This is a genomic window from Pseudomonas syringae pv. tomato str. DC3000, from assembly GCF_000007805.1.
Lineage (GTDB): Bacteria > Pseudomonadota > Gammaproteobacteria > Pseudomonadales > Pseudomonadaceae > Aquipseudomonas > Aquipseudomonas avellanae.
In genome coordinates, this window is the sequence record NC_004578.1 from 4,274,752 (window position 1) to 4,298,722 (window position 23,971).

The 23,971-nt window shown below is 57.7% G+C and carries 23 protein-coding genes and 1 pseudogene; 6 read left to right on the forward strand and 18 right to left on the reverse strand.

The window, feature by feature from the left end; genetic code table 11:
- Positions 1 to 110: 110 nt before the first annotated feature.
- From PSPTO_RS19545 to PSPTO_RS19560, 4 genes and pseudogenes are all read left to right on the forward strand, one after another.
- Positions 111 to 824, forward strand: a complete 714-nt coding sequence (locus PSPTO_RS19545) for a FadR/GntR family transcriptional regulator (protein WP_002554489.1) — start codon at positions 111 to 113, stop codon at positions 822 to 824.
- Positions 825 to 1,160: 336 nt separating this feature from the next.
- The gene (locus tag PSPTO_RS19550) at positions 1,161 to 1,745 is read left to right on the forward strand and encodes a PAAR domain-containing protein (RefSeq protein ID WP_011104714.1); all 585 of its coding nucleotides are present in this window, start codon (positions 1,161 to 1,163) and stop codon (positions 1,743 to 1,745) included.
- Between the two features lie 6 nt (positions 1,746 to 1,751).
- Positions 1,752 to 2,678 (forward strand): annotated as a pseudogene (locus PSPTO_RS19555) (DUF6402 family protein).
- Complete coding sequence (locus tag PSPTO_RS19560) at positions 2,675 to 3,115, forward strand: hypothetical protein (RefSeq protein ID WP_074846395.1); 441 nt, start codon at positions 2,675 to 2,677, stop codon at positions 3,113 to 3,115. The pseudogene PSPTO_RS19555 and the gene PSPTO_RS19560 overlap by 4 nt, the downstream one beginning before the upstream one ends.
- A gap of 299 nt (positions 3,116 to 3,414) precedes the next feature.
- Here PSPTO_RS19560 and PSPTO_RS19565 read toward each other — a convergent pair whose 3' ends face one another.
- The 17 genes from PSPTO_RS19565 to PSPTO_RS19645 form a co-directional block, all read right to left on the reverse strand.
- Positions 3,415 to 5,805, reverse strand: a complete 2,391-nt coding sequence (locus PSPTO_RS19565; protein WP_011104717.1) for an efflux RND transporter permease subunit — start codon at positions 5,803 to 5,805, stop codon at positions 3,415 to 3,417.
- A 27-nt stretch (positions 5,806 to 5,832) separates the two neighbouring features.
- On the reverse strand, positions 5,833 to 6,855 hold the full coding sequence (locus PSPTO_RS19570) for a WD40/YVTN/BNR-like repeat-containing protein (protein ID WP_011104718.1): 1,023 nt from the start codon (positions 6,853 to 6,855) through the stop codon (positions 5,833 to 5,835).
- 231 nt (positions 6,856 to 7,086) lie between these two features.
- Positions 7,087 to 8,442 carry a DUF1329 domain-containing protein gene (locus tag PSPTO_RS19575; RefSeq protein WP_011104719.1) on the reverse strand — a complete coding sequence of 452 codons (1,356 nt, stop codon included), beginning with the start codon at positions 8,440 to 8,442 and terminating at the stop codon, positions 7,087 to 7,089.
- 520 nt (positions 8,443 to 8,962) lie between these two features.
- Complete coding sequence (locus PSPTO_RS19580) at positions 8,963 to 10,120, reverse strand: glutathionylspermidine synthase family protein (RefSeq protein WP_011104720.1); 1,158 nt, start codon at positions 10,118 to 10,120, stop codon at positions 8,963 to 8,965.
- An 11-nt stretch (positions 10,121 to 10,131) separates the two neighbouring features.
- Positions 10,132 to 10,878 (reverse strand): DUF1190 domain-containing protein, encoded by a 747-nt coding sequence (locus PSPTO_RS19585; protein ID WP_046463337.1) that lies wholly within the window; start codon positions 10,876 to 10,878, stop codon positions 10,132 to 10,134.
- Positions 10,879 to 10,905: 27 nt separating this feature from the next.
- Positions 10,906 to 11,331 (reverse strand): DUF350 domain-containing protein, encoded by a 426-nt coding sequence (locus PSPTO_RS19590; protein WP_003382929.1) that lies wholly within the window; start codon positions 11,329 to 11,331, stop codon positions 10,906 to 10,908.
- A 13-nt stretch (positions 11,332 to 11,344) separates the two neighbouring features.
- A complete protein-coding gene (locus tag PSPTO_RS19595) occupies positions 11,345 to 12,001 on the reverse strand; it encodes a YjfK family protein (RefSeq protein ID WP_011104723.1) in 657 nt (218 codons plus the stop codon).
- The gene (locus PSPTO_RS19600) at positions 11,998 to 13,023 is read right to left on the reverse strand and encodes an ion channel (RefSeq protein WP_005769107.1); all 1,026 of its coding nucleotides are present in this window, start codon (positions 13,021 to 13,023) and stop codon (positions 11,998 to 12,000) included. Before PSPTO_RS19600 ends, PSPTO_RS19595 begins: the two co-directional genes overlap by 4 nt.
- Positions 13,024 to 13,110: 87 nt before the next feature.
- Positions 13,111 to 13,668 (reverse strand): rhomboid family intramembrane serine protease, encoded by a 558-nt coding sequence (locus tag PSPTO_RS19605; protein WP_007245166.1) that lies wholly within the window; start codon positions 13,666 to 13,668, stop codon positions 13,111 to 13,113.
- A 30-nt stretch (positions 13,669 to 13,698) separates the two neighbouring features.
- On the reverse strand, positions 13,699 to 14,406 hold the full coding sequence (locus PSPTO_RS19610) for a PspA/IM30 family protein (protein WP_011104724.1): 708 nt from the start codon (positions 14,404 to 14,406) through the stop codon (positions 13,699 to 13,701).
- A gap of 26 nt (positions 14,407 to 14,432) precedes the next feature.
- Positions 14,433 to 15,086 (reverse strand): YjfI family protein, encoded by a 654-nt coding sequence (locus PSPTO_RS19615; protein ID WP_005769102.1) that lies wholly within the window; start codon positions 15,084 to 15,086, stop codon positions 14,433 to 14,435.
- A 258-nt stretch (positions 15,087 to 15,344) separates the two neighbouring features.
- Complete coding sequence (gene pepN, locus PSPTO_RS19620) at positions 15,345 to 18,011, reverse strand: aminopeptidase N (RefSeq protein ID WP_011104725.1); 2,667 nt, start codon at positions 18,009 to 18,011, stop codon at positions 15,345 to 15,347.
- Between the two features lie 12 nt (positions 18,012 to 18,023).
- Positions 18,024 to 18,857: a DUF2797 domain-containing protein gene (locus PSPTO_RS19625; protein WP_010208878.1), complete on the reverse strand. Its 834-nt coding sequence runs from the start codon at positions 18,855 to 18,857 to the stop codon at positions 18,024 to 18,026.
- Complete coding sequence (locus PSPTO_RS19630; RefSeq protein ID WP_003382943.1) at positions 18,854 to 19,114, reverse strand: YeaC family protein; 261 nt, start codon at positions 19,112 to 19,114, stop codon at positions 18,854 to 18,856. The genes PSPTO_RS19625 and PSPTO_RS19630 overlap by 4 nt, the downstream gene beginning before the upstream one ends.
- 28 nt (positions 19,115 to 19,142) lie before the next feature.
- A complete protein-coding gene (locus tag PSPTO_RS19635) occupies positions 19,143 to 20,015 on the reverse strand; it encodes a rhomboid family intramembrane serine protease (protein WP_046463338.1) in 873 nt (290 codons plus the stop codon).
- Entirely contained in the window at positions 20,012 to 20,983 is a 972-nt protein-coding gene (locus tag PSPTO_RS19640) for a metallophosphoesterase (RefSeq protein ID WP_011104727.1), read from the reverse strand. The genes PSPTO_RS19635 and PSPTO_RS19640 overlap by 4 nt, the downstream gene beginning before the upstream one ends.
- Complete coding sequence (locus PSPTO_RS19645; protein ID WP_003382947.1) at positions 20,983 to 21,873, reverse strand: NAD(+) kinase; 891 nt, start codon at positions 21,871 to 21,873, stop codon at positions 20,983 to 20,985. Before PSPTO_RS19645 ends, PSPTO_RS19640 begins: the two co-directional genes overlap by 1 nt.
- Positions 21,874 to 22,115: 242 nt before the next feature.
- Between PSPTO_RS19645 and PSPTO_RS19650 the strand changes: the two genes are divergently transcribed.
- Both PSPTO_RS19650 and PSPTO_RS19655 read left to right on the forward strand, forming a co-directional pair.
- Positions 22,116 to 22,328, forward strand: coding sequence for a hypothetical protein (locus PSPTO_RS19650; RefSeq protein ID WP_046463339.1), 213 nt, complete (start codon positions 22,116 to 22,118; stop codon positions 22,326 to 22,328).
- A gap of 278 nt (positions 22,329 to 22,606) precedes the next feature.
- Positions 22,607 to 22,807, forward strand: a complete 201-nt coding sequence (locus PSPTO_RS19655) for a hypothetical protein (RefSeq protein ID WP_046463340.1) — start codon at positions 22,607 to 22,609, stop codon at positions 22,805 to 22,807.
- A 92-nt stretch (positions 22,808 to 22,899) separates the two neighbouring features.
- Here PSPTO_RS19655 and PSPTO_RS19660 read toward each other — a convergent pair whose 3' ends face one another.
- Positions 22,900 to 23,967, reverse strand: coding sequence for a GGDEF domain-containing protein (locus PSPTO_RS19660; protein WP_011104730.1), 1,068 nt, complete (start codon positions 23,965 to 23,967; stop codon positions 22,900 to 22,902).
- Positions 23,968 to 23,971: the final 4 nt, after the last annotated feature.

Genomic DNA, 23,971 nt, shown 5'->3' on the forward strand with positions numbered 1-23,971 from the left:
TTGCACTACTTGCATTAAAAGAAGCGGCGGTCCCTGTTCTGGCGACCGCCGCAACCGTTATGCGATGGTATGATGCCCAGCAATCACCGCCAGGACCGACTTGCGTTCCCATGGACTACCGAAAGCCTTCCGACCGAAAAAGCATGCACGCCCGTATCGTCCAGGAACTGGGCATGCAGATCGTATCCGGCCGTTTCAAACCTGACGAAAAGCTGCCCGCCGAAGCGTTGCTCTGCGAAGAATACGCGGTCAGCCGTCCGGTACTGCGCGAAGCCACCCGAGTGCTGGTGGCCAAGGGGCTGGTTTACTCACGGCCACGCGTCGGCACGGTGGTCAAGGCCCGCCGCGAATGGCACCTGCTGGACCCGGACGTGCTGCATTGGGTGATGCAAAGCTCGCCGCAGAACGAATTCTTCAACTTGCTGACCAGCGTGCGCGCCGTCATCGAGCCGGCTGTTGCAGCGCTGGCTGCGCAACATGCCACGGACGCAGAAATCGAGTCGATCCACGAAGCCTACCTGCGCATGGAAGCCGCACCGACGCCGGAAGACCTGCTGCAACCGGACCTCGACTTCCACAGCCGGATCGCCGACGCCACCCACAACGACCTGTTGGCGCACTTGTGCAACATGCTGTCACTGGCCTTGCGCGAAGCACTCAAATACTCCAACAAACGCCCCAACCTGCACGAGCTGGCCATGCCCCGCCACAAAGCCATCCTTACCGCCATCCAGAACCGCGACGCCCTCGGCGCACGCCATGCCTCGCTGGTGCAACTGGACGATGCGCGCAATGCGCTGAGCGTAGTGTTGGGCGGCGGTTGATCAGTCGGTTCAACTGAATCGATAACGTCTTGGGTCTGTCTGTTCGCCGTATTTATCAATCAAGCAGGGCGAACCCTATCGATTACCGATACCCACCTCTGAATGTTCTATTTCTGTGGGAAATATCCAGCCCATAGGTAAGAGTTTTATCAGCCCAGCGTAAGCTCAGTCCTTAAATACCGTAAATAGCGATCTGCCATTTCCGAAAACATAAAGTAATGATATCTCTCCCTGCACATTAATTAAGACACCGCGCCTGTTCATACACGTCGATTAAAAAAATCAGACGTCAGGGATTCGTGCGGTCGGTAGAAAACACGACTCAGGGAGAGTTGCATGAAACTTCTGGCCATCGTCCAGGGCGATACCACAGACCACGGAGGGTCTGTTATCAATGGCGATCAAACAAAGCGAATCAATGGTTTCCCCGTAGCGCACAGGGGCTGTGACGTCATCTGTCCACTGCATGGCGCCAGCAAAATCATCGGCGAAGAAAACAACTTTCATATCGAAGGAAACATCATCGCCCTGGAGGGCGATCTGACCAGTTGCGGGGCTCGGTTGATATCCAGGCAACAGAGTTTCTTTCGGGTTGAGAGGCGGTCGAGTGTTGTGCAGTCTGCGCCTGATACTTCGGATGGTAATGATCAGGGGGTGGCCAGCGAGTGTGTGGTGGATGGGGGGGTGCAGTCGGTTAATTCGTTGGTGGGCCAGCAACAGCTACCTGACTTCAATGAGCGCTTTCAATTCACCACTCATCAGCACGTCAGTCTTGGGCATATGGGTTATGTGATTTTACAAGACGATCAGTGCACTGCCTGCGGCGCGCTTGATAGCCAAGGCAATAGCCGAAGCCACTGCAGCACAGCGCCCATTACGCTGCAACCCGCGACATTCGCCCCTTTGCCGATGATGGAGTAACGACACATGTCACTGAATGATTTTCAACGCACTAACGCATTGGGTCCCGACACCTACTTCGCCCTGCCACAGGGTATCTCGCGCACCTACGCACCTCTGGACACACCGCCTAAAAAGGTCATCATCGAAAACCTGGCCCTGTCCCGCATCCCCGGAGCCATGCGCAACATGGGATGGGACACGGCAGCAGAGCTAATGCAGCGGTGGTTTGACAGTCCTGCGTGGGAGATGCCGGCGGAGTGGAAGGTGCGGGAAACACAGCCGGACCCGATGAGCCTGTCTCCCGCGTAATGCGATGAGAGCATCGTGAAGATGGAATGGGCGATGCAGTTTGAGCGTTGCAGGCAGGCTGTTGAGGAAGCAGAATCGAGATTAAACACAGTTAACGCCGTCAAACGTTTGAAAGATCTGCTAAAGGAAGCTGGCTGGAGTGATCACATTGAATGCCGATTGGGTTCAAGCATGATGTCCGCCCGACAAATGGACGCTTGTTCGCAAGTAAATTTCGCTGAGTTTGGTAGCGCTTGGAATGCGCTAGACGATATGTACGGAGCGTTAGGCTTTGCAACGCTTAAAATCGGTGTAACAGGAAAAACATTCAGCCGGGAAATTTCTGCCACTCAACAGCGCAAGCACTACTTTCAAATTGAGCATATGGGCTTTTATATCCGAGACCATTACGACTTCAACGGCCTACAATATTTAGGCACATGGACAGAAGATCGCGTACTTACCAAAGCAGAAACAATCATAACCTTGCACCCGCACGGAAACTTAATAGTCAGACTGAAAGATGGACCTTTTGCTGCAATCACAAACGCAGACTTTCAAAGATATCGAGCGAAAAAACTCAAAGGGGGTGATTTCATGATTTATTCAGACATACTGTGGAAAAAATCAGATCAGATCATTGAGCTTGGAACGTGGTCTTGAAAAAATCATCTCGCCCAATAGTATTTTTTTTAACATACGTTATCATCGCAAGCAGTCTCTGGATAGCTTCTGAATGGTGGGAAAAAGGATTGGCTGAAAAATCGAGCGGCCCGCACATAAGCCCGGGGGGATGTTATCGAGTAGATATACTCAAACCATTCTGGATCTTACCGATGATGTTTCATCGTAAATCCGACCCCAACGAAGATCAACCACCCAAGTGGTTTCCCTGGTGGGGCTACCCAGCCTTTTTTCGACTTTATGATCACCGCACTGGCGTATTGATTTCAGAGACGAAAATTTACGATCTGGAGTCAGCGAGCGGAAAACTGTCATGGGGAAGTGGATCGGGAGATGTGATGTCCGGTTTGATCTCCATAGGACCCAATGCTCCTGATTGCATGGGTGATCGCCCTACTCGCGTGAAGCCTCAATGACGGGGAGCATTACGACGCTGGGCGTTTTTAATCATCGTTCCCGTGCTCCGCCCACAGCGTTATGCATAAGTTTGAAGAGTCCGGAAAGCGCAGCTGAAACCGCACTGTGTGGACCGGGGCGGATTGATCACGAAGACGATGGCTCAACCGCGCCATTTCCAAGGGCCAAGAGGACACAGAGCGTCCAAGCAGGCATGCCGACGCGGAGCGTCGCACGATAGTAGTAGCATCCAGCATGGAAACGCACTTTTCGACACTCTGCGCCGCAATAGGACGCAGAGTGACAGGCCGCCACGGGCTCAATGCGAAAACAGCGAGTTGCCCACCTTCCCCGCCATCTTCTCCGGTTTGATCAGGAACCGCGCCAGCGCTGGCAGCAGCCACAGTGCGCCGAACATGTTCCACAGCAGCATAAAGGTCAGCATCAGGCCCATGTCGGCCTGGAACTTGATCGCCGAAAAAATCCAGGTGCACACACCGATGGCCAGGCACAGGCCGGTGAACAGCACGGCCTTGCCGGTGGATTTCAGGGTTTGATAATAGGCCTCCTGCAAGGGCAAACCGGCGCGCAGGAAGCTTTCCAGGCGGCTGTAGATGTAGATACCGTAATCGACGCCGATGCCCACGCCCAACGCCACCACCGGCAGGGTCGCGACCTTGACGCCGATGCCCATGAACGCCATCAGTGCGTTACCCAGTACCGACGTCAGCACCAGCGGCAGGACGATGCACAAAGTCGCCGCCCAGGAGCGGAAGGTGATCATGCACATGGCGGCCACGCAGATGTACACCAGCACCAGAATCACCAGCTCGGACTGTTTAATGACTTCGTTGGTCGCCGCTTCGATCCCGGCGTTGCCGGCAGCCAGCAGAAATTGCATGTCTGGTTTGTCATTTTGCCTGGCGAAATCCTGCACCGCGTGCACGGCGCGGTCGAGGGTTTCGGCCTTGTGATCGTTGAGGAAGATCAGCAACGGGGCCAGCGAGCAATCAGTGTTGTAGAGGCCATCAGCGCGGGCGATGGAGTTATTCAGCACGTCTTTGTTGCGCGACAGGCTTTCCCATTTCAGGTTGCCCTCGTTCATGCCTTTGATGACCTGCTTGGAAACGGTCACCAGCGAAATGGCCGACTGCACGCCTTGGGTGTTCTCCATCTTCCAGGCCAGTTCGTTGATCGCCGACAGGGTCGAATACGCCGAGCAGCCCTCGGGCGGAGTCTTGACCATGACCACCAGCACGTCGGAACTGGTGGAGTAGTGCTTGATGATGAACGCGTTGTCGTTGTTGTAGCGCGAGTCAGGGCGCAGCTCCGGTGCACCCTGGTCCAGGTCGCCGATTTTCAGGTTCTGGCTGTACCAAAGGCCGCCACCAAAGGCCAGCACTGCCAGCGCGATCGAGACCGGCGCGACTTTGGCGCTGGCAAAATTCGACAGCAGTCGCCAGAAAGGATGCTCGGACACCGCGTCCTGCTTGCTGCGACTGACAGCCCTTTTGCTGATGCCCACGTAGGAAATGGCCACCGGCAGCAGGATCAGGTTGGTGAAAACGATCACCGCCACACCAATGGACGCGCCAATGGCCAGTTCGCGGATCACACCGATGTCGATAATCAGCAAGGTAATGAACCCGACCGCATCCGCCAGAATCGCGATCATGCCCGGCAGGAACAACTGGCGAAACGTGCGACGCGCAGCGGTCAGGGCGTTTTCGGCCTCGCTGGATTGCAGGGCAATCCCGTTGATCTTCTGCACGCCGTGCGAGATACCGATGGCGAAAATCAGAAACGGCACCAGCATCGAATAGGGGTCGATACCGAAACCCACCACATGCATCAGGCCCAGCTGCCAGATCACTGCAATCAGCGTGGTGCTGAGCACTGCGACGGTGCTGCGGATGCAGCGGGTGAACCAGATCAGCAGCACCAGCGTGATCAGAAAGGCGATGCCGAAGAACATAACCACCATGAACAATCCGTCGATCAGGTCGCCGACTTTTTTGGCGAAACCGACAATGTGAATCTTGATGTTCGGGTTCTGCGCCTGGTACTTGTCGCGGATCTTTTCTTCAAGCTGATGAGAGAACTGCTGGTAGTCCAGCGCCAGCAACTTGCCCTGATCGGCCGGGTCCGGGTACGACTCCTGGAGCGGCACGTCGACGATGCTCGACTTGAAGTCGTTGGCGACCAGCCGCCCTACCTGCCCGGACTTGAGCACGTTGTTGCGCAACTGATCAAGACTGGCGTCCGAGCCGTTGTAGCTCTGTGGAATGACTTCGCCCCCGGCAAAGCCCTCCTCGGTAACTTCGGTCCAGCGCACGCTGGGGCTCCAGAGCGATTTAAGACCGGAACGGTCCACGCCGGCAATGTAAAATACTTCGTCACTGATCTGGCGCAGGGTCTCCATATATTCTTTGGCGAAAATGTCGCCATCCACCGCTTCTACGGAAATGCGCACCGTATTGCCCAGGTTCGCCAGATCGTTGCGGTGCTTCATCATGTTCTGAATGAACGGATGAGACAGCGGGATCATCTTTTCGAAACTGGTGGAAGGCCGAACCTGCGTGGCCTGCCAGAACAGAAAAATACTCGCCAGCAGGCAGAGGATAATCACGGCCGGACGATGATTGAAAATCAGGCGCTCAAGAAAGGTTGCCTTGTCATCTGAATGTGCTGGGTGTTGAAGATTGCTCATGCCTGAAGGTCCCCGCCCTGAAAGGTCTTATTGTTGGGTCGTCTCGGCGCCCGTCGGCGAGGTGACGCGTACGCCGCCCTGTCCTACCAGAATCAGATTGCCTTGAAGATTAGCGGTGACTCCCGCCAGCGAAATGCGATCGGGGCGGTTGAAGACCTCGAATGTCTCACCGTCATCAGTGCTGCGCATGACACTGCCGCCGTTGCCGACCAGCACCAATGTGCCATCGGTCAGCAACGTGGCGCTGGCCAGACCGAACTCGACCGGCCCGCGTGCGCCGTTCAGTTCGATGGGTTGCCAGGTGTCACCAAAATCACTGGAGCGAAACAGGTTGCCGCGCAGACCGTAAGCCAGCAACGTGGCAGGCTGCGCGGTGCCGACGACGCCAAACAACGAGCCCTGATAAGGACCTTCGAGCTTTTCCCAGGTTTGCCCCTCGTCGCGAGAACGAAACATGCTGCCCGCTTCACCGACGATAAACAGCCCTGCGTCTTTTATCTGAGCGATACCGTTCAGGTGGTACTGGTCTTCGTTGTCCAGCCGGTCGCTGACGTCCTGCCAATGCCGGCCGCCGTCGCCGGTGTTGAGCAACGCGCCATACGCGCCAATGGCGAAACCGTTGTTGAGGTCCTTGAACCAGACATCCAGCAACGGTGCTTCGCGCTTCAAGTCCTCGAACTGTTTGTTCCAGCTTTTGCCGCCATCGCTGCTGGCGAGGATTTGCGCATCGTGGCCGACCGCCCAACCGTGCTGCTCATCGACGAAGAACACCGCCGTCAGTAGCTGGCGGGTCGGCACTCGGGCCTGGCTCCAGGTCTTGCCCTGGTCATCGGAATACAGAATATGCCCGTGATCACCCACTGCGACCAGGCGTGCACCGGCATGGGCGACATCCAGCAACAGGCCGCGTGAGGCTTTGGCTGATTCGACGGCATACGCGGCGGTGTCCGCAGCGGCAACGGGAGCCGAATCGGCAAACGAGCAGCACGTAAAGATCACCAGGGACATGCCCGTGCATAACCGAGTGCGCCAGTGGAAAGGCTCACGCATGGACTTCTCCCCTTTCTTATTATCAGGTGGCTGTTACCAATCAGCGCGTCTTGAACCGGACGTCCGCAAGCGTCTGGCCCCGCCTTTCTGGAAGCTCGGCCATCCTAGGCAGTTTTGCAAATGCCTGACAATCAGCATGTCGTTATATTTTGTTAAGCGCGCAGGATGTGATTGATCAATCATCACGATTGCTGATCGACCAAGTCCGCCAGACCGTCATTGCACAGGTCGTCAGCGAAAGCCTGTCCGGCGCACCGCAGCCGGTTTGAAGGCGTTTGCACCGGGCACAGGCTGGGAGAAGTCGCTGGTGCCGGGCGCCTGATTTTCCAGGTTCTGGACGTGATAACGCCGCGCTTGCAGGTCATGAAACACATCCAGTGCAGACCATGTGGTAGGCAGCTCGTAATAGTTTTTCAGGTAGGCCATGGAGACCCGCCACAACTGACCGCGACCGTCGTACTGATCGACGATTGCGGCCTGCCAGCTGTCTTCGTCCAGATACAGGGTGCGCCGCGAATAGACATGCCGCGCCGTGGGTTTGAGCCTGCCCTCCACCACCCACACCCGGTGCAGTTCATGGCGCGTATACGCCGGGTTGATATGCCCGACCTGCAGCAGCTGCCGGTAGGCGATATCGGGACTGGAAATCCGATAATTGTTGTAAGGGATATACACTTCGCGCTTGCCCATCAGCGTCCATTCATAACGGTCCGGTGAGCCGTTGAACATGTCGGTATCATCTGCCGTGCGCAGGCCATCCGAGGCCGGGATCGGCAGGTCGTAAGCCAGGCTCGGTGCACGTCGCACCCGCCCTTGCCCGGCATTGTAGGCCCACGCCTGCCGGGGTTCCTGCACTTGATCCAGCGTTTCATGGACCAGCACCGCCGAGTCGGTCATGCGCGCCGGGCACTGGGTGAACGACAGGTAGTAGAACAGCACATTGTCCAGACTGGCGAAGCTGCCGCGCGGGTCATAGAAACGGAACAGGATTTCCTGCCGCGTGATGACCGGTTTGAAACTACCGTCACGCTGTATCGCGACTTCTGAGGCTTTGCGCACCACGTAATGACCGCGATAGCGGGCGATATGATTCCATATGGCCTGAATGCCTTTTTCCGGAACAGGAAACGGTATTCCGCCGTAGGCATCGACAAAGCCGTTGCCATCAGCGATCAACCTGGCTTTTTCGGCATTGCGGCGCGTGTTGTCGTATACCCATTGTGGCGCCGACCCGGAGCGCCGGGTCGGGTAAATGGGCATTTGATAAGTGTCGGGATAGGTCTCGAACATCGCCACTTGCCCAGGCGTCAGCCGCGCGCGGTAGTGTTCCAGATTGGCGTGGGTGATGGTGAACAGAGGCTTGTCAGCGGCGTACGGATCGACATGCCGTGTACCGGAGCCTTTATAACCGGGCGGCGGGCGGGTAATTCCGCCACTCCAGGCCGGTATGCTTCCGGCGTCGTTACCGGCCATCTCGCCGCCGAGAGGCGTCAGCCGGCTGCCCAGCAGCGTGACATCGCCGGCCAGGCTGGTGTTGATCGCGAGCAGCAGCACCAGCGCGACCCCCATCAGGTGTTTCGTGAACATGTTGGTTCTCCTTACATGACCGGCTTGCCTGACCAACCCCGGACAATGGGCTGACACACAGACCGGTGCTGTTTCCGTTGTAAACGGTATTATTGTTAGTGCGACGAACGTAACGACTGCACCGCGCCATTATCGTCAAGAGACAAGCAAGGCATTCAGCCAGCGTGTGATCCTGCAAAAATCTGTATGCCTTACGTCAAGTTGTAGGAAACTTCCAGAACTTAAAACACGCACTAAACACGTCGACAGGACAGGCATCCAGGAGTGCCCACAACACTGCAACCTGAATGCCAACACGAGAAAAAACAACAGATCTTATTTTGTATAAAGTACAGATCAGACGAAAAGCGAACGACTTATATTTCAGAACACAACACCGTGGGTGCGGCCTGTTTAATTGTCAGACATCCATGAAAAAACCTGGCGTGTTTACCGGTTATCGAGCGCAGAAAAAACCGACGGTAACAGCGAAGGTGTTACTTATCTTTCATCAGTAACACCTTTTTCAATAAACAAGGGTTTAATCGATAACTACGTGGGGCAGGAACCGGCTGGTATCCTTGGTGATCAGGCTGTCATCTTCACGAATGCCGATTCCTGATGCCAGGTCGCCAATAACCCACGAGCCGATCAGTGTGTAGCTGTCGCCAAACTTCGGAAGTGGCGAGTACGCCTGAAGAATGTAAGGCGCATCGGTGTAAGGACCATCGACCGCAATGACCTGGTCGCCCGGCGTGCGCATTTCGATGTTGGCGCCTTCGCGGGAAAAGTACGGCTTGCGCACCCACCCCTTGGGCACCGGTTTCGTGACGTCCTGATCAACTCGCGAAGGCAGCAGGTTCGGATGGCCTTCATTGAATTGCCACAACAACGGCAAGATCCCCTTGTTGCTGAGGATCGCCTTCCACGCAGGCTCGACAAACTGGGTGCCGCTGGCCGTAACGTTCTTGCCGAATGCCTCGTGAAAGATATGTTCCCACGCATGCAGTTTGAACAAGCGCTCGATCCAGCGCCCGTCCAGGTCTACAAAACGCCCTTGGTCATTGAGCCCGATGTCCTCGATGTCGATGTGCCTGGCATCGATACCGACGTGCGCGGCCATGCGCCTCAGGAAATCGGTGGTGACACGGTCCTCGACAGAGCCGGACATCGCCGCAAAGTAGAACGGGCTTGCCCCCGGAAACTCGGCGAAGGCGCGAACAAGGTCCTCGGCAATCGAGTTGAACTGGCTGGCATGCGCCGGCAATACCCCACGCGCCATCTGCTCTTCGAGCCAGAGCAGTTGAAACGCGCCAGCCTCCATGAGGCTGGTCGGGGTATCGGCATTGATCTCGTACATCTTTGCCGGGCCCGTACCGTCGTAGGCGAAGTCAAAGCGTGCGTAAAGATGTGGGTGCCCTTGCTTCCATGATGTCTGAATTACATCGAAAAACGCTGGTGGAATGGCCAACTGGTGCAGCAGCTCTTCACTGTCCACCACCCGCGCCACCGCATCCATGCACATCTGGTGAAGCGCCTGGGTCGGCGCTTCCAGATCGCGGGTAATCTGCTGTTCGGTGAACAGGTAATAACCGCGCTCATCCCAGTAGCGCTCGCCGTCGATGGTGTGAAAGTTGAAGCCTTCACGTTCGGCGGTGGCACGCCAGTCAGGGCGTTCTTCGATGCTGATCTTTTTCATGGCGCGCTCCGTCAGCCTCCGAAACTGCTGCCGCTGCTGCTCTTGCCGCCCCAGCCGCTGCGTGCCGAAGCCTGACTGCCGAAACCGCCACGCGAAATGGTCGATGACACCGACGACGAGCCAGAACCTGAACTGCCCAGGTTGCGCCCCAGCGTGCTTTTGCCATAGCTGCGGTCCGGGCTGGACTGCGCCTGACTCGAACGGCCGAAGGTCTTGCCGCGATCAATCTGGCTGGGCAAGGATGAGCTGTAATAACCGCCACGGTCATCACGTGTCTGGTAGATAGGCTGCGAGTAATAACGGCTGCCACCACCGAAACCGTTATTGAGCAAATTGCCGATCAGCAAACCGGCCATCAGCCCGGTAGTGCCGCTCATGCCTGCGGGCGCGGACTGGGCGACTTCCTGATTGGCCCGGTCCAGCGCCTCTTTGGGCACATGCCCGGAAAAACCCAGTTCGAAGCCGCCGAGCTTCGGCACGTACTTGCCGTCCGAAGTGACCTGGCAATAATCCGGTATGAAGTCAGCGTCACAAGACGCCTTGTCATCGTAGGTCGGCGCGATGCGGCGATGGTCGGACAGCGCCTGCATGTAGGCATCCGAACAGACATTAACCGGCACCTTGGCATCGACGCATTCCTGCACCGAACTGAAGTTGGCCTTTGCGTTGAAAGTGTCCTTGTCTTCCGACGGGCCACAGGCGGCGAGAGCCAGGGGAAGCGTGCTGGCGAGCACCAGCTTTACTGAACTACGTCTCATCGTGAGTCTCCTTGTCCAAGGCTGCCGTCAGACCGAAGGGGTCATGCAGGCGGCGTTGAGAAGACCGACGCTGATTGCGACGCTGGCCGAATAGATAGCGGCGGCCATTTCGCCTTTGGCGATGCGCGTCGACAGGCCCTTGAGCACCAGGCTGGTGACGCCGAACGCCAACAACTGCACCACGGCGGCAATCACCACCCAGACGATGACGTCCAGAATGCTGATGCTGTAGGTGATGATGTTACTGGCCGGCAACGCGAAACCGATCAGTGAACCGCCCAGCGCAAGCGCGGCGGCACTGTTGTTTTCGCGGATCAGCGCGAACTCCTTGTGCGGCGTAATCCTGCTGTAGATGAACTGGAACAGGGCGAACAGAATCGCCGCCACCAGAATGTACATAACGAAGCCGAATACAGCGGTGGCATTGAGCGACATACGCAGCGCGTCGATCATGAGAATTTCCTTGTCAGAGAACGTTGATATCAGTGGATTGCAGCGTTATGCCAACCGCCGTGGTGAGCGTGATGCTGCCCTCTTCGTCTTCCTCCACGGAAAACAGCAGAAACTCACGGCGGTTTATCAGTCCCGTTTCGCGGGCGTACAGCATGCTCAGGTGTTTCACGCGATAGGCAGCATCAGGGCTGACGATATCTTCGTCCAGGGGCGTCAGTTCGGTCTGGCCCGGTGAAGTGCCCCATTGCCGCTCGAATTCCTCGCCATCGTGCTCGTAGGTGGGCAGGCCGATCTTCGACGACGGGCCGGTCAGGCGCAGCAGCTCATCCTTGTTGGTGATCGGCTCGGCGCTGTAATAACCGAACAGGATGATGTCCTGAACGTCTTCCGGGTTGGGGCCGTTGCTGACCACTTGCAGAAAGTAATCCTCGTTATCGAGGTAGAAACGATGCAGGGCCATCGCCTGGCCCAGATCGACACGCCCTACGGCCCAGACCTTTTCATCACCAGGCACGACCACTTCCGAATGCCCGTCGAGCAACAGCTTCAATGAGCTGTCCAGGCATAACATCCGCCCGGAGGCCAGCCCCAGCGGGTTGGCCGACGCGTCACCCTCACGACCCGACGCCTTGGGTGCTTGCAGACCCATGGCACGTTTGAACCAGCTCATAGTGCGTTTCCTTGAAGTCGACTGGAGGCAATGTAGAAAATTTCCCCGCCCAGGATAGACATATCGTTGGCCGGATTGATCTCGAACTGCTGCATGGTTGAGGAGCGATAACCAATCAGCGTGGCATTGAATTCCTGGCGCATGCGTATGTACAGCTCGCCGCAGGAGCAGGCGAAGTCGGCAGGCAACACATGACGGTACTGCGTGGCACCCACGCCAACACACAACAGCTCGGTGATCACCGAACTCGAGCCTGGGTCCTGCGCGGAGCGAACCAGCATTTCAATGGCCATGTTCGAGGTGCATTCCAGCTCGGGCGCGTAGGTTCTGGCCAGCGCGGCCCGTTCGGAATTATTGAAGTGCGCGACCACATGACCGGTCGGCCCGAGGCTTTTGAGCGTCAGTACGATGGCGAGTGTCAGGCTGTCGGATTGGGTGTGGACCAGAATTCTCTGCGCGCCCACAACCCCCGCGCGGCTCAGCACCGCCGGCGAATCCAGAGAATCGCCCTTGATGAACGACGCCCTGCCCGGCAGCGGGTTTTCCGTGATGATCGAGTCGCAGATAACAAGCCCGGCCCGGCTGGTAGAGGTGTCCTGACCGAGCAGCTCGACGATACGCTCGCTGGCTTCTCCGTCCCAGCCAACCAACACTGTATGGCCTGTCAGCGCCGAGCAATCGCCTTGTCCTTTCATGTTCCTTCTCCAGATATCACCGACCGACGTCGACGCCTTGCCGATGACCGTGGTCAGCAAGGCAATGCCACCCAGCATGATCCAGGTGGTGGTGACCAGCTTGCCCCACCCTGACTTGGGCGACAGATCGCCATAGCCGACGGTGGTCGCAGTGGTGAGGTAGAAATAAGTGAAGTCAGCCCCCTGCAACAGGTGCTCTTCACCGGCCAGCGTCAGCAACAGCCAGGAAACGCCATAGTGCACCAGTAACAGCATGCCGATGCCAGCCCAGCCGAAACGCTCGAAAAACGACGAGGTGTGACGCCGAAGTAACAGGAGCAGAGTCATCCTTTCAAATCCTTGAGCCAGGTTCCACTTCCCTACGGGTCAACAGGGTCTTCCCGGTCAACCGTCATCGATAACAGCCGCAGTGCATCAGGCCTTTTCTGCCAGCAATGCCCTGGAATGCATCAGCCACGCCACACAAACCCCGGCAAACGCCCCGGCGATGTGTGATTCAAACGAAACACCGGCCACCGGCACGAAGCCGAAAACCAGCCCGCTGTAACCGGCCAGCACAATCAGCGCCAACAGCACGCTGGCGAGGCTGCGCTGATACCACGCCCGCGCCAGCAGATAAGCCCACAAACCGAAGATCAGACCGCTTGCGCCGACATGGATATTGTTGCGACCAAAACTCCAGACCAGCAGCCCGCCCAGCAGGCAAATCAGCCCGGCGACCCAGGCATAACGCCTGACACCCTCGGTAGCCACCAGCCAGCTCAGCACAATGAACGGCAACAGGTTGCTGAGCAAGTGTTGAATCGAGCCATGCAGAAAGGGAGCAAAAACAATTCCGCGCAACCCGTCAAGGCTGCGCGGAATGATACCGAAATGAACCAGACTATTGCCCGTGATCGAGTTGATTGCCTGCACCACAATCAACACGGCCGACAGGGCGAGGATGACCTTGAGTCGTTTGGAAAACGCCATTCTCCACCCTCGCCTGCCTGGCTGCGTCGATTACTGCGCCGGCGTCTGGTTTTTGGCTTTCAGGCGTGCCAGCACATCTTGCGCGCCGCCGCTTTTGGCACCAATACCGGCGTCCTGCAAACGACGCTCAAGGTCACTGCCGCTGGACTGGCTGGCCAGTTCTTCGGCCGCTTCCAGCTTGGCATCCTGTTCGTCCTGGCGCTGCTTGAGGCGCGCCAGCGAACCCACTGCAGTCTCGACCGAACCACTCGCGCCACCGGTTGCAGTGGCCGTCGCAACGCGGGCGCGCTGGACAGTTTCACGGGCCTTGGCCATCTCGACCTGTTGCTTGAGGCTCTTGATTCGCGACTCGGCCTTGATCACCTGCTCCTGCAACAGGCTGACCTGCTTGCCGAACTGATCGGCCAGCTCCTGCTCCTGGTCACGCAGGGCTTCGATCTCGGCAATCTTGCTGGCACATTCAACGGCCAGCGCTTCTTCGCCCTTGTTCAGGGCCTGCATGGCGCGGCCTTCCCAGTTGGCAATGCTGGTGGCGTGTTCTTCAAGACGCTGCGCCGAGAGCTTGTGCTTGGCCTTGATGGTGATCAGCCCGTCGCGGGCCTTGACCAGCGCGTTGTCGGCGTCACGGATTTCCTGATCCAGAATGCGAATGGCATTGGCATCGGCAATCGACTCGCCCACTTCGGAAGCGCCACCACGAACGGCGGTCACCAGTTTTTTCCAGATACTTGTAGTCATGAATGTTCTCCGCCTGACAGCGCTGTTCAGTAGATGAAATGATCTTCAAAAGCGTCGGCCGCACGGATCACGTTGTCCGCGAGGGTGAGAATTTCCTGCACAACCACCGTGAGCGACGAAGCAGCGCTCAGCGCGCCAAACAGGCAGTAAACTTCCTGGCCGTCGCCCAGTTTTTCGATACCGACCGATGACAGCGGAAACAGATCGCGACTGCGCAGCACGACATCGTTGAACGCCTGCACATTCTTGATCTTGTTCACTTCGATCAAGGTCGCGTCGGCCAGAATCTGTTCGCCTTCCACTGCGATATAGATCGGCAGGTCGCCGTGGCCGGTCATGGTCAGCCTGATGCCCGAGGCATCACCTTCGGTGACGTCCAGTTCGATCTGGCCCTGAGTCACCAGATCCAGTTCACAAAGAGCCTTCTGCAAAGAGCTGATGGTCCAGTGGGTATTCTCGGTCATGAAATCCTCCAATTTGATCCTCTCGCCCAAAAAGGGCTGTCTTAAGGCTTTTTCAATGCCACGCAGGGCATCGACATTCTCGGGCCGGATCCAGAACTCCCGCTTGACCAGCCCCGCATCCTTGAGTCGCAGACGCATTTCTCGCATGTAATCGGTGGAGCTTTTGGAAACCCTGGCCGGGACTGTTGCGTTGTCGCCTTGGGTTTTACGAGGCATTGGCGCTTCCCCTTGCTGCTGGCCGTGGATCAGGTGAGCAACGTATCAGATGCCTCCAAGGATGGATATACCTCACATGTGAGATTTTTTCAGGACAACCTGTGCGTATGAGCCTTTGTGGGAGTGGACTTGTCCACGAAGACGGATCATCAGGCACCGAATAAATCGGGGCGAAAGACACAAAAAAGGCGCTACCCACATCAGCAGATAGCGCCTTTCCTGAGCGTGCCATTTACGCAATCAGCACCGCATCAACCCTCATTCAGCCAGGCTTTTGCTCACCACTTCATACACATCCGCCGACAGTTTGCCGGAGGCGAGGATGCGCTCCAGCTCTGCTTTCATCAGCGCCTGACGGGCGCTGTCGTATTTGCGCCAGCGGGTCAGAGGGGCCAGTTGGCGGGAGGCGATTTGTGGGTTCAGGGCGTTCAGTTCAATGACCAGGTCCGCCAGGAAGCGGTAGCCAGAGCCGTCCGCAGCGTGGAAGTTGATCAGGTTCTGCCCGGCAAACGCGCCGATAAGGGCGCGGACCTTGTTCGGGTTCTTGATGCTGAAGGCAGGATGTTTCATCAATTCCTGTACGCGTTGCAGGCCACCCGGCTGGGTGCTGGCCGCCTGGACGCTGAACCATTGATCCATGACCAGCGCGTTGTTCTTGAAGTTCTCAGCGAACACGGCCAGCGCTTTGTCGCGCTCTTCAGCGAACGGCGAATTGACCAGCACGGCCAGTGCCGTCAGGCGCTCGGTCATGTTGTCGCTGGTGTCGAACTGGTCGATGGTCGCCGCCAGCACTTCAGGTTTGCCGCTGAGCATCAGGTACGACAGCGCGATGTTCTGCAGCGCGCGACGGGCGAAATGCGCAGATTCGGCAACGTATGGCGTGGCCTTGGAAAGCTCGCGGTTGGCCTTGTAGCGCGCCAGCAGGCTGTCAAACAGGCCATCGGCCAGTTGTTGGCGAGCAAATTCGCGAGCAGCGTGAATGGCATCGACATCGGCCACTTCGCTGATCTCGGCCAGGTAAGCCTCGCCCGGCAGTGAAAGCATTTCCGCGACCATGGCCTGATCAAGTTGCTCATCCGCCAGTACGGTGCCCAGTGCGGTAATCAGGCGCTGATCCATGACCAGTGGCTGACCTTGCTGGTGCTGAGCGATCAGTTCCTGCAACACCTGAACCGACAGTTGCTGGCCCGCATCCCAGCGGTTGAAGCCGTCGCTGTCGTGCTGCATCAGGAACATCAACTGGTCGCGGTCGTACGGGAAGCTCAGCCTGACCGGTGCCGAGAAGCCACGCAGCAAGGACGGCAGTGGCTTTTCAGCGAGATCGACAAAGGTGAACGTCTGCTCGGCCTCAGTCACCGAAAGCACCCGCGTGCTGCCGGTTGCGGCGGTTTCGTTGGCCAGGCGCAGGGCGATCTCGCCACCTTTGCTGTCCAGCAGGCCCAGCTCGACCGGAATCACGAAAGGCTGTTTCTGATCACCAGGCTGGCCCGGTGTGGTCGGGCAGCTCTGGCGGAAGGTCAGGCTGTAGGTGTTCGCAGCAGCGTCATACGACTCGCTGACCGCCAGACGCGGCGTGCCCGCCTGGCTGTACCAGCGCTTGAACTGGGTCAGGTCAACGCCATTGGCGTCTTCCATGGCCTTGATGAAGTCGTCGCAGGTCACTGCCTGGCCGTCGTGGCGCTCGAAGTACAGGTCGCTGCCCTTGCGAAAGCCTTGAGCCCCCAGCAGGGTGTGAAGCATGCCGACCACTTCCGAACCTTTTTCGTACACGGTCAGGGTGTAGAAGTTGGAAATTTCGATAAAGCTGTCCGGGCGCACGGCATGGGCCATCGGGCCGGCATCTTCGGCAAACTGGTGGGTGCGCAGGTAAGCAACGTCCTGAATACGCTTGACCGTGGCCGAGTTCATGTCGGCCGAGAAACCGGCGTCGCGATACACCGTGAAGCCTTCCTTGAGTGACAGCTGGAACCAGTCACGGCAGGTCACGCGGTTGCCCGACCAGTTGTGGAAATATTCATGGGCGACGATCGCTTCGACGCGCTGGTGCGCGGCATCAGTAGCCGTTTCGGCGCGGGCCAGCACGGCGCTGGAATTGAAAATGTTGAGGCCCTTGTTCTCCATCGCGCCCATGTTGAAATCGTTGACCGCCACGATCATGAAGATATCCAGGTCATACTCGCGACCGTAGGCCTCTTCATCCCAACGCATGGATTTTTTCAGGCTGGTCATGGCGTGCTGGCATTTATCGACGTTTTCTGGCTCGACATAGATGCGCAGGGTCACTTCCCGCTGACTCATGGTGGTAAAGGTGTCTTCGATGCACCACAGATCACCGGCCACCAGCGCGAACAGGTAGGCTGGCTTCATGAACGGGTCTTCCCAGGTCGCCCAGTGCCGTCCGCCCTCTTCTTCGCCGCTGGCAATCGGGTTGCCGTTGGACAGCAGGATCGGAAAGTTCTGCTTGTCGGCGCTCAGCGTGGTGGTGAATGTGCTCATCACGTCAGGGCGGTCGAGGTAGTAGGTAATCTTGCGAAAGCCCTCGGCCTCACACTGGGTGCAGAACATGCCGCTGGACTTGTACAGGCCTTCCAGCGCGGTATTGGTTTCAGGATGGATGCGCACGGTGCTGTCGACCGTGAAGCTTTCGGCCTGTGGATGCAGCGTCAGGTGATCGTCTGTCAGTTGATAATCAGCAGCGCCCAGCTCGATGTCGCTCAGTTTCACCGAAACCAGTTCCAGATGCTGGCCGTCCAGCACCAGCGGCGGCAGGCCTGCGCCACGCTCCGGGTTGCGGCGCATGACCAGTTGGGCGTGGACCAGCGAGTGGTCGTCGAACAGCTCGAAGGTCAGGTTCGTCTCATCGATGAGGTACTCGGGAGCCTGGTAGTCCTTCAGGTAAATCATTTTCGGTTGTTCGGTGCGCATGCTGGAATCCTTCTACTGATGCACGGCCAGTTGATAGGCCGTGTATTTGCGAATGTTGATCACGCCAGTGTCGAAAATCAGGTATTGGCCCTTGATCCCCAGCAGCGTGCCCTCGGCAATCGGGTTCTTGTCCAGGTTGAAGCTGACAATCTTGGTCGGATACGCCTCGACCGGGTAACGAAACTCGACAGGCTCGGCGTCATGTAGCAATTGGATGGCTTGCAGACCGAATCGTTCTTGCAATCCAAGCAGCCCGGCGCCGCAGCTGTCGAACAGTTCCTGGCGAATGGCCTTGAGATCGACAGGCTGAGCGTCGCCTTTGAGCAGCGCACGCCAGTTGGTGCGATCGGCTACCTGGCTGCGCAGCAGGTCTTCGACGAAGCCCGACTGTTGCCGGGTGGCCACGCGCAGGATCGGCAGCGCCTGGCTTGCGCCCTGATCCAGCCAGCGGGTCGGCAGTTGAGTGGACCGGGTGATGCCCACCTTCACGCCTGACGAGTTGGCCAGATAAACAATGTGATCAGTCATGCAAAATTGCTCGCCCCACGACGGATCACGGCACGTGCCCTGATCGTGGTGGCATTTTTCCGGGCTCATGATGCATATGTCGCACTGCGCCAGCTTGAGCATGCACGGATAGCAATAACCCTGGCTGTAACTGGATTTGGTCTTGCGCCCGCAATGACTGCAGTGAATGGCGCCGAGAAACTCCAGCCGCAGCGTCTTGCCGATCAGCGGGTTGACCGCGATCTCGGTGTCGCCCAGGCGAAAAGCGTATTGCACAAACGACGCGTCATCCTGACGCGCCGACATTTTGTTGACAGCTCCGCGACCAATTTCGATCAATGAATGGCATCCGATTTGAACAGGATATTAGGCACAGGCGCCGATTTTGAAGCGCATTCCTGCGGCCCCATGTAGCCCGTGCGCTGGTCTTCCGGCAGGTTCTGCGCTTCCCAGGCGATCAACGCCTGCAACGACAGTTCACGCTGTTCCTGAGTCAGCTTGCGGCCATCGGACCATTTGCCGATTTCCACGGCCAGCTTCAGGCTCTCGTAGACATCCGGGGTGATGTTTTCAATCATTTCTATAAAAGACGACATAGGGCACTCCAGAAAGTAGCCAGTGATTCTAGGCCTTGCGGCGTGCAATCGCACCACCGAAAAGGCCGGTGATACAGCCGATGATCAGCCCGCCGACATGCGCACCGTTGGCGATCTCGCCGAAGCCGAGCATGCTCACCAGACCGGACAGGCACAGCGCCAGCCAGACCAGCATCATGATCAACACGCCACGTGGCAGCCGGTAAACCGGGTTGGGTGCCAGCATTTGATAGATCCAGCAATGACCCAGCAACCCGTACAGCACCCCAGACAGGCCGCCGAACAGGCTTGGACCGCTGAACAGGTATTGAACGTAGTTGGAAACCGCTGAAAACAGCAGCGTCAGCAACAACAGGGACACGCTGCCCTGACGAATTTCGATGCGCCGGCCCAGCTCCCAGAACCACATGCCGTTCATGGCCAGATGCAGAATGCCGAAGTGGATCAGCATCGGCGAGACGATGCGCCACCATTGCCCGGAAGCCAGCGTTTCAGGCAACGGCAGAAACGTCGCGTATTCGCCATTGATACGAAAATCCTGAAAAGTCAGCCAGCGGATGGCGTCCAGGTTGTCGCCCAACAGCGTCAGGCCCGCCACCAGCAAAGTGACCATCAGCACCAGCGCTGTCACCGGGCTGTTGCGCAACTGCTCGATCAGGCCCGGAGCCTTGTACGTGGGCGCCTGGGAAGCGTCGGCCAGTTGAACGTGTTCGTCCCCCTCGGGAAAGCGCGTATACAAGTCCCGCACGTCATCGGCCAGCCGCTCGGCGTCCGGAACCCAGAGCACCTGCTCACCAGCCTCTTCGCTGACCCGGTGAGGGATCTGCAAGCGCTGCAACAAACGAACAAAACCGCTCAGATCGGTAGTCAGCGGCAAACGCAAGACGGCAACGGGACTCATGGTGAAACCTCGGGACGCTGAACATCGACCCAGACGAATTTGTCCGGATCGACGTGTGTTTCCTGATCCAGCCGATAGGCGACCAGCTTGCCGTAGAGCACCGCGCTGTAATCCAGGCATGCCAGGTTCGGCCGGATGGGTGCGGGGATACCGCTGCGCCAGTAATGACCGACAAACAGCAGCGGTTCGTTGCTGCCGTAGCGCAGCAATGCGTTTTTTTCGGACGTGGACAATGGCGTCTTGGCCACGCCTTCGGGCAGAGCGTCGGGCTGGAAGACCACGTCGCCGTAGGTCTGCGGGTTATCTTCCCAGAACTTGGTGCGGAAGAACTCACGCGTCAGCCCGTCGCCACCGGTCAGGGTCAGGCCATGCGGCAGGCGCATGTCGGTGCCTCGCAACAGGCGGTTGAACACGTTGCTGGCGAAACTGCCGGGCACTGCCGACGCTTGCACAAAATGCCTGTCGATGCAGCCGGTCCCGTGCAGGCCGCGCAACGGGTCGATCAGGGTCGCGTCCCAGCAGGCGTGCACCACTCGGAAACGTCCGGCATCAATATACAGGGGCAGCTCGTAGAACCAGTTGACGAACTCGTTCCATTCATCCGGATATGCTTCGAATTGCGCCAGTGTTTCGCCGATCAAACGGGCATGGCGCGGGGTGTGCTCGCGCACAAACAGGTGACCGCTCTCGGGCAGCGCCGGTGTCATCCAGCCCAGCGCATTGAACTCATGGTTGCCCATGATGCAGTACGCTTGCCCGGCCTGAACCATGTCGCGCACGATGTGCAGCGATTCGCGAATACGCGGCCCTCGGTCGATGATGTCGCCGAGGAAAATCGCGATGCGCTCAGGGTGGCGCCACACGCCAGCCTGCAGACGGTAGCCCAGCAGTTCCAGCAAGTGCTCCAGGGTATGGGCGCACCCGTGCACGTCACCGATCAGATCATAGCCACGCGCCGGATCGAGCATTAATCGCCCCCGCCGCCGAGCCTGCTGCCCCAGCCGAGCTTGGTGCGGCAGACTTCGTAATAGTTGTGATCCAACGGGTGAATCAGGCGCAGCTTCTGCGGCTTCTTGCTGACCGTAATGGTGTCACCCGGTGCGCAGGTGAAGTGGTTCTGCCCGTCGCAGGACACTTGCGGATAAATGGTCATGTCCTTGGACACGACGATTTTCAGCTCGCTGTTGCCGTCAACCACGATGGGCCGCCCGGACAGCGTGTGCGGGTACATCGGCACGATCACGATGGCGTCCAGCTTGGGGTGCATGATCGGCCCGCCCGCCGACAGCGCGTAGGCGGTCGAACCGGTCGGTGTCGCGACGATCAGGCCGTCGGCCTTCTGGCTACAGACAAACTGGCCGTCTATGTAGATTTCGAACTCGATCATGCGCGTGGACTTGCCGGGGTGCAGTACCACGTCGTTGAGCGCATCGCCCTGGCCGATGGCTTCACCGTGGCGGCGCACTTCGGCCTGCAGCAGGAAGCGGTTTTCGACCAGATAATGCCCATCGAGCACTTCGGCGCACTTGACCTCCAGCTCGTCGGGGCGGATGTCGGTCAGAAAGCCCAGGCTGCCGCGATTGATGCCCAGCACCGGCACATTGTGCCGGGCCAGGGCACGCGCAGCACCCAACAGGCTGCCATCGCCACCGACCACGATGACCATGTCGCAGACCTCGCCAAGCATCTTGCGCGACGAAGTCTGCAGGCCATGACCGGGCAGGACTTCGGCAATGGTCTCTTCGAGGATGACATGCAGATGCCGGTCCAGCAGGAATCTCTTGAGTCGGCGTACGGTATCGAGCACCTGAACACTGCCGAGGCGACCGATGATGCCGATATTTCGAAATTGCTCCATGAGGCTCCTGCTGCGGTTCGAGACGACTTAAAGCAGCGATTATGGGCGAAACGGCAAGGCAGCGGCAAACCGGCACGCAAAGATCCATCGAAAAGACGTTGATTCGCTCAAATCTCTCGGAATCGCCTTACATACCCGGCAGAGAATATTCTCTAGTTTCGTCCGTTTTCAATGCACCAAGGCTCTGTACGAAAAGTCGGCGAGCGAAGGTCAGGCAAGGCAAAAACAGGCGAGGACGCGGAGTGTTCTTGCCCGTCACTCCCGATACGACCACAGAGCCGGTCTGCAATCACCCGGATCAGATGGCAGAACTGACCCGTTACATCGCTGACGAGATGAACCGAAACCTTCTACATCCCACCGTCCAGAAGTTGAAGAAACTGCTCAAATACGACGCTGCGCAAGAAACCCGACAATGGATGATGTCCCTGCCGATCAATGGGGAGACGCGCTGAGATTGCACACATGCTTTGACGAGTCTATAAAAAAGAGCAAAATATGAATCGAAAAATCATATTCAATACACTGATTCGCTCCCCAAGGTTAACCGCCATTTTTTCATCCTGGCGCTACGGGATTTTGCGACCCCTGAAGTAAGGGTTTATTATTCAGATAAAGCGGCCAGAGGGGTTCGTTATACATGGATCACCGATCACCGTATAAGCAGAGGGGGTATATCGCCTGGCGGGGCAATCTCGGATGCCGGCCACATATTTCAAAAAAAGATTTCTTCATGCATTTCCAATGGTGGGACAACGCAGGAATCAGCGGCTGCGTGAACATTGATCCAAAATGGCCAACTACCACGATCCACATTGATGCCAACGGCCGTATCGACTTGAATGCCAAAGGGGCAACCGATGTGAATCGGTTCTCACCCTATCCTGTTGAAGAGGATGATTTTCTCGGAGTGCACAAGCCTGCCGTTTTGTAATTCATGTTCACAGCCTGCCAGGACGACCGATGATTATTCCAAATCTACCCAACGGGGCTTCGGCCCTGTTTCGCCGCGTCTGAACAAAAACACTACGGCGCCAACGCCCGAACCTCTTCGCCCTCACCCATCGGGCCTTGCGCTGGCAAGTCAGTCATCGGCACACCCCTCCAGAATGCCCGGTCCTTACCCTCCCGCTTGGCCTGATACATATTGATGTCAGCCGTCTTGAGCACTTGCGAACTGGTCGAGTTCGCATCGATGTCGGCAAGCCCTGCACTGCAGGTCAGAGAACTGACCGCCGGCGATCTTCTGATGGTGTCCAGCAGGCGCAGTACATAGTCACAGGCCACAGGCTCACCGGAAACAGGAAGAATGACGCCAAACTCCTCTCCCCCCATGCGACCGAACGCAAGACTTCCCGGCGTTTGTTGCAGGCATGACGCCATGAGACGCAAAACTTCATCGCCTGCGTCATGCCCGAACTGATCGTTGATGGTTTTGAAATTATCGATGTCGAGCATCAGAAAATAACCGCCACTGTTATTCGCCAGCTGTTCATCGAGTGCCAGCATCAATGCCCGGCGATTCAATATATCGGTCAGGTCATCGGTCAGCGACAGTTCGCGAAACCGGCTTTCCAATGTCAACACCTTGCGCAGGGTTCGGGTGTAGGTGTGATTCAGTACGACACCCAGAGCAATCGACGAAACAAAGAACAGCATCATGAATACATAGGCGGCACTGTCCGTGTCGATACCCTGCGCGGGAGAAAGAATGATCCAGGAGAGCACCGACACAAACAGATAGTCGCGGGTATATACCACCAACAATGTCGAGCACAGGATGATCATGAGCGCGATCGGCAATGCCCAGTTGATACCCAGTTCGCTGTTCAACTGACTGGCCCGCGAAAAGCTCAGGGCCACGATGATTACCGAAGCCATGCCCACACCACGCCAGACGCTGAAATGCGTGGCGCGATATTGCCACCAGCAGGTCAGCACCAGCCCCGTGGTCAAGGCGATCTCGCGAGCGCCGCAATTAACATTCGGCGTGACGATCAGGACAGCCAGCCAACAGACAATCGCAATACATTGCACAAGCGCAATGGCGGGCGAGAGCAGATGCTTTATCCGTGTCTGCATTTCACCATTCATAGAC

Excerpts from the sequence above, each read along its gene's own strand:
- PSPTO_RS19545 (WP_002554489.1), top strand. The coding sequence starts at position 111 with ATGGACTACCGAAAGCCTTCCGACCGAAAAAGCATGCACGCCCGTATC.
- PSPTO_RS19550 (WP_011104714.1), top strand. The coding sequence starts at position 1,161 with ATGAAACTTCTGGCCATCGTCCAGGGCGATACCACAGACCACGGAGGG.
- PSPTO_RS19565 (WP_011104717.1), bottom strand. The coding sequence starts at position 5,805 with ATGAGCAATCTTCAACACCCAGCACATTCAGATGACAAGGCAACCTTT.
- PSPTO_RS19570 (WP_011104718.1), bottom strand. The coding sequence starts at position 6,855 with ATGCGTGAGCCTTTCCACTGGCGCACTCGGTTATGCACGGGCATGTCC.
- PSPTO_RS19575 (WP_011104719.1), bottom strand. The coding sequence starts at position 8,442 with ATGTTCACGAAACACCTGATGGGGGTCGCGCTGGTGCTGCTGCTCGCG.
- PSPTO_RS19580 (WP_011104720.1), bottom strand. The coding sequence starts at position 10,120 with ATGAAAAAGATCAGCATCGAAGAACGCCCTGACTGGCGTGCCACCGCC.
- PSPTO_RS19585 (WP_046463337.1), bottom strand. The coding sequence starts at position 10,878 with ATGAGACGTAGTTCAGTAAAGCTGGTGCTCGCCAGCACGCTTCCCCTG.
- PSPTO_RS19590 (WP_003382929.1), bottom strand. The coding sequence starts at position 11,331 with ATGATCGACGCGCTGCGTATGTCGCTCAATGCCACCGCTGTATTCGGC.
- PSPTO_RS19595 (WP_011104723.1), bottom strand. The coding sequence starts at position 12,001 with ATGAGCTGGTTCAAACGTGCCATGGGTCTGCAAGCACCCAAGGCGTCG.
- PSPTO_RS19600 (WP_005769107.1), bottom strand. The coding sequence starts at position 13,023 with ATGACTCTGCTCCTGTTACTTCGGCGTCACACCTCGTCGTTTTTCGAG.
- PSPTO_RS19605 (WP_007245166.1), bottom strand. The coding sequence starts at position 13,668 with ATGGCGTTTTCCAAACGACTCAAGGTCATCCTCGCCCTGTCGGCCGTG.
- PSPTO_RS19610 (WP_011104724.1), bottom strand. The coding sequence starts at position 14,406 with ATGACTACAAGTATCTGGAAAAAACTGGTGACCGCCGTTCGTGGTGGC.
- PSPTO_RS19615 (WP_005769102.1), bottom strand. The coding sequence starts at position 15,086 with ATGCCTCGTAAAACCCAAGGCGACAACGCAACAGTCCCGGCCAGGGTT.
- pepN (WP_011104725.1), bottom strand. The coding sequence starts at position 18,011 with ATGCGCACCGAACAACCGAAAATGATTTACCTGAAGGACTACCAGGCT.
- PSPTO_RS19630 (WP_003382943.1), bottom strand. The coding sequence starts at position 19,114 with ATGTCGTCTTTTATAGAAATGATTGAAAACATCACCCCGGATGTCTAC.
- PSPTO_RS19635 (WP_046463338.1), bottom strand. The coding sequence starts at position 20,015 with ATGAGTCCCGTTGCCGTCTTGCGTTTGCCGCTGACTACCGATCTGAGC.
- PSPTO_RS19640 (WP_011104727.1), bottom strand. The coding sequence starts at position 20,983 with ATGCTCGATCCGGCGCGTGGCTATGATCTGATCGGTGACGTGCACGGG.
- PSPTO_RS19645 (WP_003382947.1), bottom strand. The coding sequence starts at position 21,873 with ATGGAGCAATTTCGAAATATCGGCATCATCGGTCGCCTCGGCAGTGTT.
- PSPTO_RS19655 (WP_046463340.1), top strand. The coding sequence starts at position 22,607 with ATGCATTTCCAATGGTGGGACAACGCAGGAATCAGCGGCTGCGTGAAC.
- PSPTO_RS19660 (WP_011104730.1), bottom strand. The coding sequence starts at position 23,967 with ATGAATGGTGAAATGCAGACACGGATAAAGCATCTGCTCTCGCCCGCC.